Source organism: Olleya sp. YS, assembly GCF_029760915.1.
Classification (GTDB): domain Bacteria; phylum Bacteroidota; class Bacteroidia; order Flavobacteriales; family Flavobacteriaceae; genus Olleya.
Genome location: NZ_CP121685.1, coordinates 89,437 through 107,904, shown reverse-complemented (window position 1 = coordinate 107,904; position 18,468 = coordinate 89,437). Strand labels below are relative to the sequence as shown.

Annotated in this window: 15 protein-coding genes and 1 tRNA gene; 13 read left to right on the top strand and 3 right to left on the bottom strand. The window is 31.2% G+C overall.

Features of this window, described 5'->3' with window-relative positions; all coding sequences use genetic code 11:
* Positions 1–150, top strand: coding sequence for a hypothetical protein (locus Ollyesu_RS00530; protein ID WP_279301865.1), 150 nt, complete (start codon positions 1–3; stop codon positions 148–150).
* Positions 151–182: 32 nt separating this feature from the next.
* On the opposite strand, the gene Ollyesu_RS00525 is transcribed toward Ollyesu_RS00530, so the two are convergent.
* Entirely contained in the window at positions 183–554 is a 372-nt protein-coding gene (locus Ollyesu_RS00525; protein WP_279301864.1) for a hypothetical protein, read from the bottom strand.
* 139 nt (positions 555–693) lie between these two features.
* Here Ollyesu_RS00525 and Ollyesu_RS00520 point away from each other — a divergent pair, with 139 nt between their 5' ends.
* The 7 genes from Ollyesu_RS00520 to Ollyesu_RS00490 all read left to right on the top strand — a co-directional run bounded on the left by Ollyesu_RS00520 (position 694) and on the right by Ollyesu_RS00490 (position 6,061).
* The gene (locus Ollyesu_RS00520; protein ID WP_279301863.1) at positions 694–1,842 is read left to right on the top strand and encodes a PLP-dependent aspartate aminotransferase family protein; all 1,149 of its coding nucleotides are present in this window, start codon (positions 694–696) and stop codon (positions 1,840–1,842) included.
* Between the two features lie 10 nt (positions 1,843–1,852).
* Positions 1,853–2,746, top strand: coding sequence for a 23S rRNA (adenine(1618)-N(6))-methyltransferase RlmF (gene rlmF, locus Ollyesu_RS00515; RefSeq protein WP_279301862.1), 894 nt, complete (start codon positions 1,853–1,855; stop codon positions 2,744–2,746).
* Positions 2,747–2,749: 3 nt separating this feature from the next.
* Positions 2,750–3,466: a bacillithiol biosynthesis deacetylase BshB1 gene (gene bshB1 / locus Ollyesu_RS00510; RefSeq protein ID WP_279301861.1), complete on the top strand. Its 717-nt coding sequence runs from the start codon at positions 2,750–2,752 to the stop codon at positions 3,464–3,466.
* 75 nt (positions 3,467–3,541) lie between these two features.
* Positions 3,542–3,617, top strand: a tRNA-His gene (locus Ollyesu_RS00505).
* 168 nt (positions 3,618–3,785) lie between these two features.
* Positions 3,786–4,121 (top strand): tRNA-binding protein, encoded by a 336-nt coding sequence (locus tag Ollyesu_RS00500; RefSeq protein ID WP_279301860.1) that lies wholly within the window; start codon positions 3,786–3,788, stop codon positions 4,119–4,121.
* Positions 4,122–4,124: 3 nt separating this feature from the next.
* Entirely contained in the window at positions 4,125–5,024 is a 900-nt protein-coding gene (locus Ollyesu_RS00495) for a bile acid:sodium symporter family protein (protein ID WP_279301859.1), read from the top strand.
* Positions 5,025–5,032: 8 nt separating this feature from the next.
* Complete coding sequence (locus Ollyesu_RS00490; protein ID WP_279301858.1) at positions 5,033–6,061, top strand: 1-acyl-sn-glycerol-3-phosphate acyltransferase; 1,029 nt, start codon at positions 5,033–5,035, stop codon at positions 6,059–6,061.
* Positions 6,062–6,119: 58 nt separating this feature from the next.
* On the opposite strand, the gene Ollyesu_RS00485 is transcribed toward Ollyesu_RS00490, so the two are convergent.
* Both Ollyesu_RS00485 and Ollyesu_RS00480 read right to left on the bottom strand, forming a co-directional pair.
* Positions 6,120–6,530 carry a PUR family DNA/RNA-binding protein gene (locus tag Ollyesu_RS00485; RefSeq protein ID WP_279301857.1) on the bottom strand — a complete coding sequence of 137 codons (411 nt, stop codon included), beginning with the start codon at positions 6,528–6,530 and terminating at the stop codon, positions 6,120–6,122.
* Between the two features lie 84 nt (positions 6,531–6,614).
* Entirely contained in the window at positions 6,615–8,357 is a 1,743-nt protein-coding gene (locus tag Ollyesu_RS00480; protein WP_279301856.1) for an ABC transporter ATP-binding protein, read from the bottom strand.
* Positions 8,358–8,501: 144 nt separating this feature from the next.
* On the opposite strand from Ollyesu_RS00480, the gene Ollyesu_RS00475 reads away from it, so the two are divergent.
* The 5 genes from Ollyesu_RS00475 to Ollyesu_RS00455 all read left to right on the top strand — a co-directional run bounded on the left by Ollyesu_RS00475 (position 8,502) and on the right by Ollyesu_RS00455 (position 18,456).
* Positions 8,502–9,605 (top strand): Glu/Leu/Phe/Val dehydrogenase, encoded by a 1,104-nt coding sequence (locus Ollyesu_RS00475; RefSeq protein WP_279301855.1) that lies wholly within the window; start codon positions 8,502–8,504, stop codon positions 9,603–9,605.
* 112 nt (positions 9,606–9,717) lie between these two features.
* The gene (gene nusB, locus Ollyesu_RS00470; protein ID WP_279301854.1) at positions 9,718–10,662 is read left to right on the top strand and encodes a transcription antitermination factor NusB; all 945 of its coding nucleotides are present in this window, start codon (positions 9,718–9,720) and stop codon (positions 10,660–10,662) included.
* 89 nt (positions 10,663–10,751) lie between these two features.
* On the top strand, positions 10,752–11,249 hold the full coding sequence (locus Ollyesu_RS00465; RefSeq protein WP_279301853.1) for a DUF1573 domain-containing protein: 498 nt from the start codon (positions 10,752–10,754) through the stop codon (positions 11,247–11,249).
* The gene (gene yajC, locus Ollyesu_RS00460; protein ID WP_279301852.1) at positions 11,249–11,545 is read left to right on the top strand and encodes a preprotein translocase subunit YajC; all 297 of its coding nucleotides are present in this window, start codon (positions 11,249–11,251) and stop codon (positions 11,543–11,545) included. Before Ollyesu_RS00465 ends, yajC begins: the two co-directional genes overlap by 1 nt.
* 260 nt (positions 11,546–11,805) lie before the next feature.
* Positions 11,806–18,456, top strand: coding sequence for an Ig-like domain-containing protein (locus Ollyesu_RS00455; RefSeq protein WP_279301851.1), 6,651 nt, complete (start codon positions 11,806–11,808; stop codon positions 18,454–18,456).
* Positions 18,457–18,468 lie beyond the last annotated feature (12 nt).

The window sequence follows — 18,468 nt, the reverse complement described above, 5'->3', positions numbered from 1 at the left end:
ATGCCTAAACCTAAAGGTCAAAAAAATACAAAAAACAAGGCAAAGCACTCCAATTTAATGGCTAGAAAAATCAATAAGAAGAAAAAGGAAGAAGCTCTAAGAAAGGAAAAGCTAAGAGCTATTATTAATAAAAAAAATAAAGAGAAATAAAAAAAACAGCGGAAGCTGTTTTTTTATTTTGTTTAGATTTTAATCAAAGTTTTATCCAGATTCAAATCATTTAATATTTTATTGGTAAAACTATAATGACCTCTAGTTGTAATAATTTTAAATCGCTGATCTTTCATTCTAGTTACAACATCTAATAGTCGCCATTTGGTTTTTAGTAGCTTTGGTTTTTCGCTTTTGATACCTAATTCAAAAAAATATTTTTTGGTACGTTTATAAGCTGTAATATCTGGAGTCATGACCAAATCATTTTCTTTTTTTACAAATGCTTTAGGTTGCTCATAACCTTCTAGATCTGCTTTAATGTTTTCGTAACCTAAAAATTCTAAATGGTTAATAGATTGTTTTAAAATGTCTTCGTGTGTTTCTTTATCTTGTGCTATCATGTTAATAGTATACAAAATTAATCCTGAAAACTCCGTTAAAGACACGTTAAAACATGTAATCAGTCAGTTTTAATGTCATTACAATTTAATATTCATCTTTTTAATTAGTAATTTAGAACTTTTAAATCACTGTCTAAAAATGAAATCTAAAAACGTTGGTCTAAATACTGTATGTACGCACGTAGGAGAAGTACCTGACAACCAGTTTAAAGGTGCAATTTCACCTATTTATTTATCGTCATCTTATGAGTTTATGGATGTAGATGTCAAACGTTATCCTCGTTATTTTAATACACCAAATCAAGAATACTTAGCTAAAAAGATTGCAGCTTTAGAGCATACAGATACTGCTATGATTTTTGGTTCCGGAATGGCTGCTATTAGCCATATGTTTTTAGCTTTTTTAAAATCGGGTGATCATATTGTTGTACAAAATACCTTGTATGGTGGTACAACTAATTTTATTAGAGAAGAATTTCCTAAACTCAATATAAAATTTACGTTTACCAATGGATATAAAGTTGAAGATTTTGAGGCAGCAATCCAGCCCAACACCAAGTTGATACATATAGAAACACCATCAAATCCGTTACTAACTATCACAGATATTAAAGCTATTGCTACCTTAGCTAAGCAAAGAAACATTGTGACAAGTATTGATAATACATTTGCTAGTCCTGTTAACCAAAATCCAGCAGATTTTGGTATAGATTTAATCATGCATTCTGCAACTAAGTATTTTGGAGGTCATAGTGATATTTGTGCAGGAGCTGTTGCTGGAAGTAAAAGTCATATGGATAAAATATGGAATGTGTCTAAAAACTATGGAGGAAGTTTAAGCGATTTTACAGTCTGGATGTTAGAGCGTAGTATGAAAACCATGGGTTTACGTGTTAAAGCACAAACCAAAAACGCTATGAAGTTAGCTAAATGGTTAAATAAGCAAGCATTTGTTAAACAGGTTTACTATCCAGGACTAAAGTCGCATCCAGAGCATCAATTAGCAGCCTCACAAATGAAAGGGTTTGGAGCTATGTTATCCTTTGAATTATTAGACTCGATAGATTCTAATCAATTTATGAAGCAATTACATTTAATAAAATCGTCAATGAGTTTAGCAGGTATTGAAAGTACAATGCTATCACCTGCACAAACGTCTCATTCATTATTAACTCAAGAACAACGCGAAGCGGTTGGAATTACTGATGGATTAATCAGATTTTCAGTTGGAATAGAAGACGTTAAAGATTTAAAAACAGATATTTTACAAGCCATTCAAAATCTATAATTACAATACAATGCACAAAAAAAATAAGCACACAGATAATTATAATTTTGATCAATTGGTCATAGTCTATCCAAACTTACAACCTTATATTTTTACTAATGCTACCAACAAAAAGACTATAGACTTTGCTAACCCTAAAGCAGTAAAAGCTTTAAATACAGCGTTGTTAAAAGAGCACTATAATATCAATTATTGGGAGTTTCCAGATCATTTTTTATGTCCTCCAATTCCTGGTCGCGTAGATTATATCCATCATATAGCAGATTTGCTAGAGCGTTCTAAAATTAATGAAAACGTCATAGTTATGGATATTGGTACAGGAGCCAATTGCATTTATCCTTTGTTAGGTACTTCAGAATATGGATGGAATTTTATTGGAGTTGACAGTAATAAAGAGGCATTGGCAATTGCACAAAATATTATCAATCAAAATAATCTGCAAGAAAAGATAACATTAAGACATCAAAATGACACGTCTCATGTTCTGGAAGGTGTTTTAACCAAAAAAGATAAAGTTACAGTTACCATGTGTAATCCACCTTTTTTTAAAAATGAAGCAGATGCACTAGCAGCAACAAAACGAAAGTTAAAAGGATTAGGACAACCTACAGATGAGATGGTACGCAACTTTGCTGGTCAAGCACACGAGCTTTGGTATAAAGGAGGTGAGAAGGCTTTTTTACATACGTATTTATATGAAAGCTCATTAAAAAAAACAGATAGCTTTTGGTACACTAGTTTAGTGTCTAACAAGGATAATGTAAAAACTATAAATCAATCTCTAAAAAAATTAGGCGCAACAGCTGTATTAACTATTGGAATGAATATTGGAAATAAAAAGAGTAGGATAGTAGCTTGGACGTTTTTAAACAAAGAAGAACAACAAGATTGGAATAATAAATAATATATGAAAGTAGATATACTAGCATTTGGTGCACATCCTGATGATGTCGAGTTAGGAGCAGGAGCTACAATAGCTAAAGAAATTGCTAACGGAAAAACTGTAGCGATTGTAGATTTAACTAAAGGAGAATTGGGTACTCGTGGAACAGACATTACACGACAATCTGAAGCTGAAGACGCTAAAAATATTTTAGGAGTTTCACATAGAGAAAACCTTGGATTTGCAGATGGTTTTTTTGTAAATGACAAGCAACATCAATTAGAAGTTATTAAAATGATACGCAAGTATCAACCAGAAATAGTGTTGTGTAATGCTATTGACGACAGACATATAGATCATAGTAAAGGCAGTAAGCTTATTAGTGATGCATGTTTTTTAAGTGGATTAATTAAAATTGAAACCACATATAATGGTCAGCAACAAAAGCAATATCGACCAAAACAAGTCTATCATTATATTCAATGGAAAAATATAACTCCAGATGTTGTGGTTGATGTATCAGATTTTATGGATGTAAAATTAAAAAGCGTGTTAGCCTATAAAACTCAATTTTTTGATCCTAGTAGCAAAGAGCCAGAAACACCTATATCAAGTAAAAATTTTACAGATAGTGTGACTTACAGAGCAAGAGATTTAGGACGATTAATACACGTAGATTATGCAGAAGGCTTTACTGTAGAGCGTTACGTTGCAGTAGATAGTTTATTTGATTTAAAATAAAAATTTTAATAAAAACGTTTGCAATAACTACTAAATAATTTACCTTTGCACACGCATTATTTAATGCACACAAATGGTGGTTGTAGCTCAGCTGGTTAGAGCGTCGGTTTGTGGTACCGAAAGTCGCCGGTTCGAACCCGGTCTTCCACCCAAAAGCAAAAAGCTTCTTTTTTTAGAGAAGCTTTTTTTGTTATTAAATATTTACGATGTGTTGGTCTCGCTAAATGGTTTTGAGCTTGATTCATAGTGTCATCTAAATATTCATTTTATTGGTTTCAATATAAAACATTAAATTGCATACTAATAACTAACTAATTCTATGAGTCATACCATTCAATTTGACGATTTTACTAAAGTAGATTTACGAGTAGGGACTATTGTTGAGGTTATCGATTTTCCTGAAGCTAAAAACCCAGCGTATCAACTAACTATAGATTTTGGAGATTTAGGCATTAAAAAAAGTAGCGCACAAATTACTGCTTTATATACAAAAGATGACTTGCTAAATAAACAGATAATAGCTGTAGTAAACTTTCCTAAAAAGCAAATTGCTACATTTATGAGTGAGTGCTTAGTGCTTGGAGCAGTTAATAATAAAGATGTTATTTTACTTAATCCAGAAAATAAAGTGCCTAATGGAACAGTCGTATCTTAATTTATGCTAGACGTTAATCAAGCACAAGTCCAATTTGATGCTAACGGATTGTTTATGCTTAATATAGCATTGGCAATTGTAATGTTTGGCGTGGCTTTAGGTATTAATATTAAAGATTTTAAACAGCTATTTAAGCAACCTAAACCTATCCTTATTGGGTTATTATCTCAGTTTATAGTATTACCATTAGTAACCTTTTTTCTTGTAATATTAATTAATCCTGTACCAAGTATAGCTTTAGGTATGTTTATGGTAGCAGCTTGTCCTGGTGGAAACATTAGTAATTTTATGACTCATTTGTCCAAAGGTAACACCGCATTATCTGTAAGTTTAACAGCTTTTGCATCTGCTTTAGCTTTGTTTTTTACACCATTTAATTTTCAGTTGTATGGAAACTTTTATCAACCTACAGCTACTATTTTAAAAGCTGTAACACTGCATCCTATGGATATTTTTAAGATTATGATTTTAATTCTTGGTATTCCGTTACTATTAGGTATGCTATTCAATAATTATAAGCCTAAACTAGCAGTTAAGCTCTCCACTATTTTAAAACCAATATCTATCTTGATTTTTATTAGTATTGTTGTTATTGCGTTTTCTAAAAATTTAGAGGTGTTTATAGGTTTTATACATCATGTGTTAGCAATAGGTATTGGTCATAATATTTTAGCTTTACTACTAGGTTTTGGTATAGCTAAACTATTTAGACTATCTTTTAAAAATCAAAAAACGTTAAGTATAGAAACTGGAATTCAAAATTCTGGTTTAGGTCTGTTGCTAGTGTTTACTTTTTTTAATGGCTTGGGTGGAATGGCTGTTTTAGTTGCCTTTTGGGGAATTTGGCATATTGTATCTGGATTGATATTGGCGTTTTTCTGGTCTAAAACTAATAAAAATTAGTATTTATTTTGAAGTCTTTATGGTTACATAGTGTACGATTATACATCCAAATAGGAATGTTTTTTTATTATAAAAAAATCATCATAAAAGGAAAAACCAACATACCTAAAACACAACCTGTTTTATTCTTAGGTAATCATCAAAATGCTTTATTAGACCCTTTATTAATTGCAACCCAATCTGGACGATTTTGTTATTACTTAACCAGAGCTGCAGTATTTAAAAAACCATTAGTAAGTCGCTTATTAAAAAGCTTAAATATGCTTCCGGTTTATCGTGTTAGAGATGGTTGGAGCACTATAACTAAAAATAATTTAATTTTTAATAAAAGTGTTCAATTGCTAAGCAATAATAACGCAATTACTATTTTTCCTGAAGGTAGCCATAATTTAGTTAGACGCGTTAGACCTTTAAGTAAAGGGTTTACTAGAATTATTTTAGAGTTTGCTGAAAAGTTTCCCGATCAAACTATTTACCTTATTCCAGTTGGGTTTAATTATGAAAATATAAAAGAAAAAGGTAGTCGTGTGTCTATTTACTTTGGACAGCCAATCTTATCTTCATCGTATAATAATTTAAGTACAGTCGAAGCTACTAATCTATTAAAACAAGATGTTTTTGAGGCAATGAGTAAATTGACCACTCAAATTCCTGAGACTAATTATGAAGCCACATTACAACAGTTACAAGATTTAAATGTTGATTTTACTAATCCAGAGCAAGTTAATGCTTGCATTGATAATGGGTTTGAAAACTGTGTGTCTAAGCCTAATAAGGCTTCCTTTATCAAAATATTATTACAACCCTTGGTGTATCTTATATTATGTGTTCCAGTTATTATTTGGAGGACCTTAGTCAAACCTAAAGTTGATGAAGAAGAGTTTTTATCGACCTTTAGATTTGCGATCTGTTTAACTTTGGTTCCTTTATGGGTTTTGGTTTTATGTGTAATATTATTTTATGCGTTTGGGCTAATAATAGCAAGTATTGGGTTTAGCATTATAATACTATTAATGCTAGTTTACATAAAGTCATAAAAAAAGGTCAATTTTTATTAAAATTGACCTTTAGTAATAAAACTATAATTGTATTTTTTTAAATATCATCAAAATCTACATCAGTAAATCTGCTTTCAGCACTTGATGCATCAGTAGACTCTGTACTTGCAGTATCTTCAGTTGATTCTGCTTTTGGTGTATCGTATTCTTTTTTAAAGTCCTTTTGGTGACGCTCGCTAATTACTTCATCTCCTTTTTCAGTAATGATGTAATCCGTCATTTCTTTTAAAATATCATTAAATTCATTAAAATCTTCTTTGTATAAATAGATTTTATGTTTTTTGTAATGAAACGATCCATCATCATTAGTAAACTTTTTACTTTCCGTGATAGTTAAGTAATAATCATCTGCTTTAGTAGCTCTTACATCAAAAAAGTAAGTACGTCGTCCTGCTCTTAATACTTTCGAAAAAATTTCTTCCTTCTCCATCATCTCGTTATTGCGCATAATTTGAATTTATTTGTTAGTTAATTCTTAATCTCAAAAATCAAAAAAAAAGTTGAATGACACAACATTTTAGAACAATTCTTTTTATTTGGTCGTTTTTAAATATAGCTCTTTATAGTAACCGTCAATATTTATAAGCTCTTCATGCGTACCTGATTGTACAATGTGTCCATCATCCAATACTATAATTTGGTCTGCATTTTTAGCAGAAGATATTCTGTGACTAACAATTATAGTTGTTTTACCTTCGGTAATAGTTTTTAGATTATTTAAAATCTTTTCTTCTGTTTCAGTATCTACTGCAGATAAGCAGTCATCAAATAACATGATTTGAGGCTTTTTAATAATAGCTCTGGCTATAGAAACACGTTGTTTTTGACCACCTGAAAGTGTGATTCCACGTTCACCTAAAACAGTATCGTATTTGTTATTAAATTTAATAATATTTTTATGTACTTGTGCTAGTTTGGCTGCTTCAATAACTTCGATATCAGTAGCATTTTCTTTACCAAATTTTATATTGTTATTAATGGTATCACTAAACAAAAAAGCATCTTGTGGAACGTATCCAGTTGCATCACGTAGGCTGTATAAGTTTAGGGATTCGATAGGTTGGTTATCGATACGTATTTCACCTGTGTCCACATCGTATAAACGTCCCACTAAATCTAAAACTGTAGATTTTCCAGAGCCAGTTTTTCCTATAATTGCTAAGGTTTCGCCAGAATTCACCTTAAAACTAATTTCTTTTAGTGCCTGTATATTAGTGTCGTCATAAGTAAATGATACATTTTTAAACTCTATATCACCTTTGATGTCAGACAGTTCGTTACTATTATTTTGTATTTCTGGCTTGGTTTTTAAAAACTCATTGATTCGTTTTTGAGAGGCTTCTGCTTCTTGTACAATAGAAGTTACCCAACCAACTGTTGCAACTGGCCAAGTCAATAAGTTAACATACATAATAAATTCCGAAATGGTACCTAAACTTATTTCGCCATTCATATATTGTTTTCCTCCAATGTATATAACTAACACATTACTTAATCCAATTAATAAAATCATCATCGGAAAAAATAAGGCTTGAATACGTACTAAGTTTAGTTGCTTGTCTTTACTTGTTTCAGATAATTCGTCAAAATTAGTAAAGGTTTCGGGTTCTATTCCGTAAGCTTTTATTACTGAAATTCCGCTAAACGTCTCTTGAGAGAATGTAGATAGTTTAGATAAATATTGTTGAACTATGGTGCTGCGTTTGTGGATTTCAGAACTTATTTTATAGATAATCACAGATAAAATGGGTAATGGTATAATAGTGTATAAGGTTAACATTGGTGCTTGTCTAAACATAAATACCAATGCTACAGCAAATAGTGTTAGTGTATTGATGCTATACATAATAGCTGGACCAGCGTACATACGGACTTTACCAACATCTTCGCTAATACGATTCATTAAATCGCCAGTTCTGTTCTTTTTGTAAAAATTTAAGGACAGTTTTTGGTATTGTTGATAAATCTCATTTTTTAAATCAAACTCAATATAACGTGACACGTTAATAATGGTTTGACGCATCCAAAAGGTTAAAATTCCTGAGAGTACAGCAGATCCAAGTAGAAGCAAAATAAATTTTAATAATTCTGCTTTGTAAACCGTTTCGTCAATGTCAGGTTGAAGTAGCTGGTTATTAACAACATCTATAATTGACCCTATAAATTTTGGTACAAAAACGGTAAACAATTTAGAGCCAATGGTAATTAAGATACCTATTATAATTTGGACTCTATATTTATAAAAGTATTTGTTTAGATGCTGTAATTCTTTCATTTAATATAAATGGTGGTTTCGAAAGTTTTTAACAATTTCGCAATTTTGAATGCTAATAATTGTTTTAATATTAATTATGAATTAATTTTGCGTGCTTATTTTATAAATAACATAATATTTATACATTAATTAAATGTTTATTAAATGGTTTCAGAATTAATTAACACTAATCAATTATCAAAAGCAGATCCTGTTTTTGGGCAATTATCATTTGACAATCACGAACAAGTCGTTTTTTGCAATGACAAAGATACAGGATTAAAAGCAATAATTGGAATACATAATACGGTTTTAGGACCTGCATTAGGAGGAACTAGAATGTGGCAATATGCTAACGAGTGGGAAGCACTAAACGATGTTCTGCGTTTATCAAGAGGTATGACCTTTAAATCTGCTATTACTGGTTTAAATCTAGGTGGAGGAAAAGCAGTTATTATAGGTGATGCTAAAACACAGAAAACTCCAGAGTTAATGAAGCGTTTTGGGGAATTTGTACACAGTTTAAGCGGAAAATACATTACTGCTGAAGATGTTGGTATGGAAACTGCAGATATGGATTTAGTAAGAGATGTTACACCTTACGTTACAGGTATTTCTGAAGCTAAAGGTGGAGCAGGTAATCCGTCACCAATTACTGCATATGGTGTATTTATGGGTATGAAAGCTGCTGCTAAATACAAATTTGGAACAGATGTTTTAGAGGATAAAACGGTAATTGTACAAGGTATTGGTCATGTAGGTGAATCTTTAGTAGAGCATTTAACTAATGATGGAGCAAAAGTTATTATTGATGATATCAGCGAGGAGCGTTTAGAATCTATTAGTAATAAGTATGGTGCCACTATTTATAATGGATCAAATATCTATGCCGAAAATGTAGATATTTATGCACCATGTGCTTTAGGTGCTACTATCAATGATGCTACAATTAATACCATACAAGCTAAAGTTATTGCAGGAGCTGCTAATAATCAGTTAGCTGACGAGCTGAAGCATGGACAATTATTACAGCAAAAAGGTATTGTGTATGCACCAGACTTTTTAATCAATGCTGGTGGAATTATAAATGTCTATGCAGAACTTGAAAATTATGGTAAGCAAGAGATTATGCGTAAAACCGAAAATATCTATAATACTACTTTAGAAATTTTAAACAATGCCAATACTAATGGTATTACTACACATCAAGCAGCATTGAATATTGCTAAAAGTAGAATTGAAGCTAGAAAAAAAGAAAATCAGCAATAAATATCATATAAATTATACTATTTTTGCAAGGCGAAAGTTAAGACTTTCGCCTTTTTAATTCATTAAAAAAAAGTATTTCAAACTCAATTGAAATTTAAAGTTCTTTGTAAGTATGCTAAGTAGAAGACATATTCGTGTTAAAGTAATGCAAGTATTATATGCATTTAATGGTACAGAAAGTGACGATTTCTCAAAAGATCAGAAGTTTTTATTATACAGTATAGACAATATGTATAATTTATACTTGATGATGATGTCCTTACTTATTGAGATTAATAAAAAATCTAAAGTTCAATTAGAAAATATCCAAAAAAAGCACTTAGCGACTCCAGAAGAAAAAAATCCAAATAAAAAATTTATAAATAACCAGGTACTTCAGCTAATTGCTAACAACGAAGCGTTACAATCAGCTTTTGAAGCCAATAAAATTAATAATTGGCAGTTAGATAATGAGTATGTAGATATTATTTACAAAGCGATAGTTGCAAGTGAATTGTATAAAGATTATATGCAAACTAAGACATCTACTTTTAAGGAAGATAAGGAGTTTTTAATTGATATATATAAAGAAATTATTGCACCAAATGATAAGTTATATGACTATATAGAAGATAAAAACTTAACATGGTTAGATGATTTACCAACGGTTAACACTTCTATTGTAAAGTTGCTTCGTAAATTAAAAGAAACTTCCAATGCATATCTGTTAACACCTAAACTGTATAAAGATGTAGAAGACAAACAGTTTGCAATAGACTTGTTTAAAAAAACATTACTAAACCAATCTAAATTAGGTGAAGAAATAGCAGGAAAAACTAATAATTGGGATACAGAGCGTATTGCAAGCTTAGATTTAGTATTACTAAAAATGGCTATTAGCGAGTTAACAAACTTCCCGTCTATACCAACCAAAGTCACAATTAATGAATATCTGGAAATAGCCAAAGAATATTCTACACCAAAAAGTAGTATTTTTATTAATGGTATTTTAGATAAACTATTAAAAGAGTACCAAGAACAAGGCAAACTAAATAAAGTTGGTCGAGGATTGATGTAGTTAAAAAATATTATTATTTTTACAATCCAAAATTTAAAACAATAGAAGTCCATTACATAAAGACTTCACCAAATCTAAAAATAAGTATTATGAAAAAAGTAATGATTCTATTAAGCGCAATTTGCTTAATAAGCTTAACATCTTGTAAAGAAGATGCGACAGCAAAAATTAATTCAGGAAATGTAGCAGAAGCTGCAGAGAGAGATGCAAAATCTAACAAATTACCAGTAATTACATTTGATAAAAAAGAACACGATTTTGGAGAAATAATTTCTGGAACACCTCAAGAAACTGTATTTACTTACACTAACACTGGAGAAGCACCTTTAGTTATTACAGATATTAAAAGTACTTGTGGATGTACTGTACCAAAAGATTGGTCAAGAGAGCCATTAGCAGTAGGAGAGTCTGATAAATTTACAGTTAAATTTAACGGAAAAGGTGCTAATAAAACCTCAAAAGTGATTAATATTACTGCAAATACTGCAACAGGAAAAGAATCTGTTAAGATTACTGCTTTTATTAAGCCAGATCCTAATGCACCAAAGCCAGCAGCTAACACTAACTTAGGACCTGTAACGCAGTAATGGAAGGAATTAGCGGATTTTTACCGATTATAGCCATGTTTGCTGTAGTGTATTTCTTTATGATTGCACCTCAGATGAAACGCGCTAAACAAGAAAAACAATTTGCTTCTGCATTAAAGCGTGGTGATAAAGTAATAACAAAAAGTGGTATGCACGGAAAGATTGCCGACCTTAATGATAAAGACAACAGTTGTATTATTGAGACGATGTCTGGAAAGTTAAAGTTTGACCGTTCTGCAATTTCTATGGAAATGAGCAAAGCCCTTAACAAAACAACTACAGACTTAAAAAAGTAGTTTTTATATAATTTTTATTACAAAAAAGGCGACCAATTTTGGTCGCCTTTTTTGTGATGTACTAAAAGATACTTGTCTCTAAATCAGGATGCTATTTTTTAATAAAAATGCATTTTATCCGATTTTTCATACATTTTGTCAGAAAATATTGTATTATTGCATTGTGAAAATGTATTATTGTCTGTTAGTCTGTACTTTTATACCCTCAAAAAAGTACTTAATTAACATTAAACCCCAAGTTTAATAACTATAACCTACAAATGAAGAAAATTTTATTAACCATAGTTGTTTGTGCGCTTTTTTGTGCACAAAAATTAACTGCGCAATGTGGATCAGTTATTCCAAATCAAAACACCGTTTACGGTTTAGTTTTTAATGACTTAAATCAAAATGGTAATAAAAGCGGAATTGAGCCTACCATACAAAATATAGGTGTTAATCTGTATCAAGATGTTAATGTTAATGGTATTTTAGATTCGGAAGATGTTTTAATAGATTCTGATATATCTGATGCCACAGGTAACTATACTTTAGTAGCTCCCGAATTATTTACTTACGATAACGTTGCTGATAACTTTGATGCTACATCGTGGTCTGGAAATAATGGATCAATCAATTGGGATAACAATTGGCAAGAATTGGGTGAAAGTGGAGTAACTTCTGGAAATGTTAGGGTTGATAACAATAAATTAAGATTTGGTAGATATGCAGAAGACGGATCTAACATAAACGGAGATGGTGTAGTAAGGTTAATAACTACATCCAGTTATGCTTCAGGAACTCTTTCATTTGATTTCACCAAAAATATTAACTCTTCAAGTGGACAAAATTTTTCAGTCAATGTTCAAATATCTTCAGATGGAACTAATTTTACTACTATAGATAACATCTCTTTTTCTGATGCAGAACAAAATTATTCTTATGATGTATCATCGGTTATTGGAGGAAGTACTTACATTCGATTTTTAGGTAGTGGTAGTATAGGAGAAGAAAGAAGTAATTATTTGTATTTTGATAATGTAAATCTAGATTTAGCTTTAGGTGGTGGTTTTTACGAAAATTTAATAGTAAGTCTTGATGATGCAACTATACCTTCTGGTATGACAAAAACATCAGCAAGTACAATTGCTGTATCTTTTAACAATATAGGTCAGAGAGATTGTAATAACAATTTTGGACTATATATGTGTGGTCCCAATTGTAATCCTGTAGCACAAGATGATTTTGCTACAGTAATTCAAGGAGAATCAGTATCGATTGATGTTTTAGATAATGATACAGATGGAGATGATAATATTGATAGCTCATCATTAGTTATTACAACCCAACCAATGGATGGAAGTGTAAGTATAGATAGTTCTGGTAATATTATTTATTCACCTAATGGTAACTTTTTTGGTACTGATACATTTTCATATGAAATTTGTGATACAACATTACCAATACCTTTATGTGATACAGCCACAGTAACTATAGATGTTGATGAGAATTATATAGATCCTTGTATACAAGCAGTACAAGAACAAGTCTATTATGTGCCTTTTTCTGACGACGATTTAAGAACAGCTTTTAATAATTCTGGAAATACTAATACAGCAGTATGTAATCTTCCTGTTACAAATGAGGTCAATAGAATTGTAAGTATAAAAAGTCCTTATCCAGGTACAGTTATAGTTTATGATCACTGGGAAGATGGTTATGAAGTTGACATTAATAACCCAGTACAAGCAACAACGCAAGTTTGGGGAGATGAGGATATTACAAATGGTACTTCGCCTAATTACTCTACGGATTATATTCCTTCTGGAGGAGATATTGTTTTAGAGAACACTTATAACTATAATCCTAGAAATTCATCTACTATTGTTTATGATGGAAGAGATAAAATTGTGACATCTAATGATATTGCGATGTCTGCTATTGCAGGAGATATTGACAGATTTGAGGTGCAATTAGCTAAAACAGATGTTTACAGTATTGATAAGTTTGGAACTTCCTTTACAGTTCCTTTTGGTGAAGATTTAGGACAAGAATTTATATATACAGCTTTATTTGTTAGAGCTTCAGAGAACGGTACTACTGTTAATGTGGACTTGGATAATGATGGAGTTGTCGATGTTACAGATAACTTAGATGAAGGAGAAGTTATGTTTGTTGATGGTGGCGTGCAATCTGGAGCAATTATTACAAGTGATTTACCAGTAGGAGTTGATTTGTTTTTTGGAGCTAAAGATTGTTTTGGTACACGTCAAATAAATATATATCCTTCAAAATTTTATTCAGATACATATTATTCACCAGTTCCTACTACTAATAGTGCAGCTCCAGCTGTGGTTTATTTTTATAACAGTTTAAATAGAAGTATTGCTATAGATTGGAATTCTAACAGTAATAACGGAACAATAACTATTCCTGCAAAATCATCTTCATCCATAAGTTTAAGTGATAATTCAGGATATAAATTTAAAAGTCAAGATGGGTCATCTTATGTTGCAAGTGAAGTAGTTGATTCAGATTCAAGCGGACAAGCTTACGATTGGGCTTTTAATTTAATATCAGAAGAACGATTAACAGATTTTGCTGCTATTGCTTGGGCTCCTGGTACTTTGGATTTTCAAAATAACTATAATCCAGTTTGGGTGACACCAACAAGTAATACAACTATATACATAAAATATGATGGAGATTTAACAGACTCCAGCGCAGCTTTAAGCCCATGTAACATTCCTTATGATGAATCACGAACTTTAAATGCGCTAAATTATACTCAAATATTTGATACGCTAAATGCAGACAATGACCAAAGTGGACTAGCGGTATTTACTTGTGATGGTACAAAAATATTTTCAGTTTTTGGTCAAGATGCTGGTATAGCAGCAAGTGGTGCTGGTACTGGATCCTTGGACGTTGGTACAACAATGCAACCATTGTGTTTAAAAGCGCTAGTTTTTGCAAATAATGATAATGCTTATGCGTTATTTGAAACACCAATTAATGTAAATGTCTCCTATAATGACACGCAGTTTTTAACAAATATAGATTTAACTTCAATTACTACAGATGGGTTAATACAACCTCAAAATGGTACTTTAATTGTAAATGACGACGGTACAATCACGTATACACCTAATACTGGTTTTATTGGCGAAGATACTTTTGAATACAATATTTGTTCTTTAGAGTTTCCAGGAACGTGTGATACTGCTCTAGTAACTGTAAATGTTGCAGATTGTCCAACACCAGGAAATAAAAATATTATTTATGGTCAAGTCTTTTTTGATTTAAACGAAGATACCGTCAATAATGATGATATTGGAATTGGAAATATTGATATAAATATTTATGATGATATAAACACCAATGGATTAATAGATGCTGGTACAGACGTATTGTTTACTCAAGTGACAACTAAAGAAGACGGTTTTTATTACTTTGAGTCTCCAAATTATAATGTAGAAATTTCAGATAGTTTTGATTCTAACAATTATAGTGGAGGAAATGGATGGTCAACAAATTGGACAGAAGTTGGGGATGACTCCAATAGTGCCTCAGGTGACGTACAAATTTGGGGGAGTAAAAAGCGACTTAGAATGCATGATAATGTTTCTGCTTACAGAAGCGTAAACTTATCTGGTGTAACAGAAGCAAATATTTCTTTTAAAGTATTAGAAAGAGGAAAAATAGATGCTTCTGATGATATCACTATACAAATTTGTGACAACAATTCTTTTACTAACTGTCAAACCTTATTTTTTAAAGCTAACGATTTTATAAGTTCTACAATTAATGGACTAGCAATAGACGCAGATAAACTAACAGCTACAACAACCATTAGAGCTGTAGTAAATGGCTATACTGCTAGTGATGAATATTTCTTTTTTGATGATATAGTAATTAGATATAAAGTAAGTGGTGAAGATATTGTAATGGAAGTAGATACTTCCACTTTGCCATCTGGTTATATATTCAGTACTGATAATATTGAAGTAGCTACTTTTGCTCCAGGAAGTTTTGGAAATTGCTCAAAATCAAATGATTTTGGTTTACTTAGATGCTATTTAGAAAATCCAAATGTAAATATTGTATGTGATGATAACGGTACACCTAAAGACTCTACAGACGATGGTTTTAACATTTCCATAAATCCAGAAGGATCTAGATTAGGAGCTTCTTATACTGTTACAGGAGATATATCTGGAACTGGTACATACGGAACACCGTTAATATTGGGACCATTTAACAATACAAATACCACCTTTGTTTTTACTATAACAGATGATTCAGGCAATTGTTCAATACAGGATTATGAGCTTGAAATTCCAGCAAATTATTGTTTATTCTCTGACTCAGCATCAACTTTAGATTTCGATGGAGTAGATGATTATTTAGATAGTAATTTAAATGTTGGAGGTTATTCTAAATCAACTATTATGGCTTGGGTAAAATTAGACCCATCTTTTGCTAATAGTGGATATGTGTTAAGTCAAGGTGCTTTAAATATTGAAGTTGATGCCACAAGAAAACTAATTGTAGAAGTCAATAATGTGAATGCTGATTTTTCAACAGATGTTATTTTGGATTCAAATATTTGGTATCACATAGCACTAATTTTTGATAGTTCTTTGCCATCAAATAATTTAAAAGTTTATGTGGACGGGCAACTTTTGGGCACTAGTAGTCATGCAGATTTAAAAAATCCTTTAATAACAGAAGACGTTAGTTTTAATGTTGGAAAAGGACCTTATGATAATTCAGGGTATTTTAAAGGATGTATTGATGAAATTCGAGTTTTTGATGTTACCTTATCAGAAGACCAGATGAAAAAAATTATGCATCAAGAAATTGAAGAAAACTCTGGAAGTGTATCAGGATTAATTATCCCTAAAACGATTGTGGATAAAAACACTTCATTAACTATTTCTTGGTCTAACTTAAAAGCCTACTACCCAATGACAGATATTGTAGGAGGAAGAACTACAGATTATTCGGGTAATGGTAACACTCTTTACTTAAATAATATAACAACTTATCAAGAACAAACCGCTCCAATGCCATACAGAACTTCTGGAGCAGGCAATATTAACAACGTTAATAGTTGGTTATATGGTGATGTATGGAATTTAGATGAATTAAGTGATTCAGGAAATGCAATTATACAAGTGGATCATGATATTATTGTTGATAAGTCATTTAACACACTAGGATTACTTGTAAGTCCAAATAAAAAAATAACTGTCAATAATGATAATGAGATTGTTAATAGTTGGTATTTAGGTTTAGATGGTACTATTGATTTAAAAGATGATTCTCAGTTAATACAAGGGATCCAGAGTGATTTAGTAACTTCTAGTACAGGAGAAATCTTAAGAAGACAAGAAGGGACATCAAGCGTTTATTGGTACAACTATTTTAGCTCACCAGTAAGTAACTCATCAGCATCTTCATTAACAGATAATAATGCCTTCAATAATGTAAATAATATTGGATATTCATTAAATAATTTACAATATGGAGATGAAAGTCCTGTATCATTTACTAATGCTTATCATGCAAATGGTAGTATAAGTACTTATTGGTTATACGATTTTATTAATGGAGTGTCCTATTATGATTGGTCACACATTAGTCCATCAGATGTAATACCTGCTGGTACTGGGTATACTCAAAAAGGTACAGGAATGGGAACAGAACAACAATATATATTTAAAGGTAAACCGAATAACGGCGTTATTCATATTAATGCTGTAGATGTAGGTGGACCAGGCTCTGATCCAACTCAAGCTGGTGGTTATACAAAAACAGAATACTTGTTAGGAAACCCTTATCCTTCTGCTATAGATCTTTTTAAATTTATAGATGATAATGCAGGTGTAATAGATGGAAGTATTAAATTATGGCAACAATGGAGTGGTAGTTCTCACAACTTATCCGACTATAATGGTGGGTATGCTGTAGTGAATAAACTTGCATCTGTAGATGCATATCAATTTGTTGGCATAGAAGGAGGCATAGATAGTTCTGCTCAAGACGGTACATTATCTGCAACAAGATATTTGCCTGTAGGACAAGGTTTTATTACTGAAGTGGTTGCTGATGGAACTATTGAATTCAATAATTCTCAACGTGTATTTGTTAAAGAAGCAGATGCAAACGGATCATTTTATGCTGGATCAGTATTCTTTAGAACAACAAACAACCAATCAAACTCAGATTCTGATAATTCTGATACTACAATAAGTAAGTTTAGGCTATTTATGAATGCAGAAAATGGAGCAACAAGAGAATTAGTTTTAGGATTTAGCAACAACACTACTGATACATTTGATTATGGTTACGATGCAAGAAGTGAATCTTTTAAAAATGATGATTTAAACTTGGTTTTAAATGACATACCAATGGTTATGCAAGCGTATAGTCCAATAACACCAAATAAAGTAATACCGTTAATTTTTAGCGCTTCAACTAATCAGTCTTTTACAATAAGTATAGGTGGTTTTGTTGATTTTGATTCTGATCAAGATGTATTTATTAAAGATAATTATACAAATACTTTTCATGATATCAGACAATCAGACTTCACATTTACAAGTCAAGCAGGTAGCTTTAATGATAGATTTGAAGTTGTGTTTAAAGAGCAAACAGTTTTATCTACTGATGATTTACTGTTAGGAGATGGAGTCACAGTTTTCTTTAATAACACCAAAGACTTATTAGTAATTAGTGGATTAAAAGAAGACATTAAATCCATTAGTTTAATAAATATGTTGGGTCAACAAGTTGTTTCGTTTAAAGATGTGACAACAGAAGAAGCTAAAAATGGAATATCAATTACTGGATTAAGCTCTGGAGCTTATTTGGTTAGGGTAGTAGCTGAATCTAGTAGTGGTATTAAAAAGATAGTTATTGAATAGTTTTATGTAAGC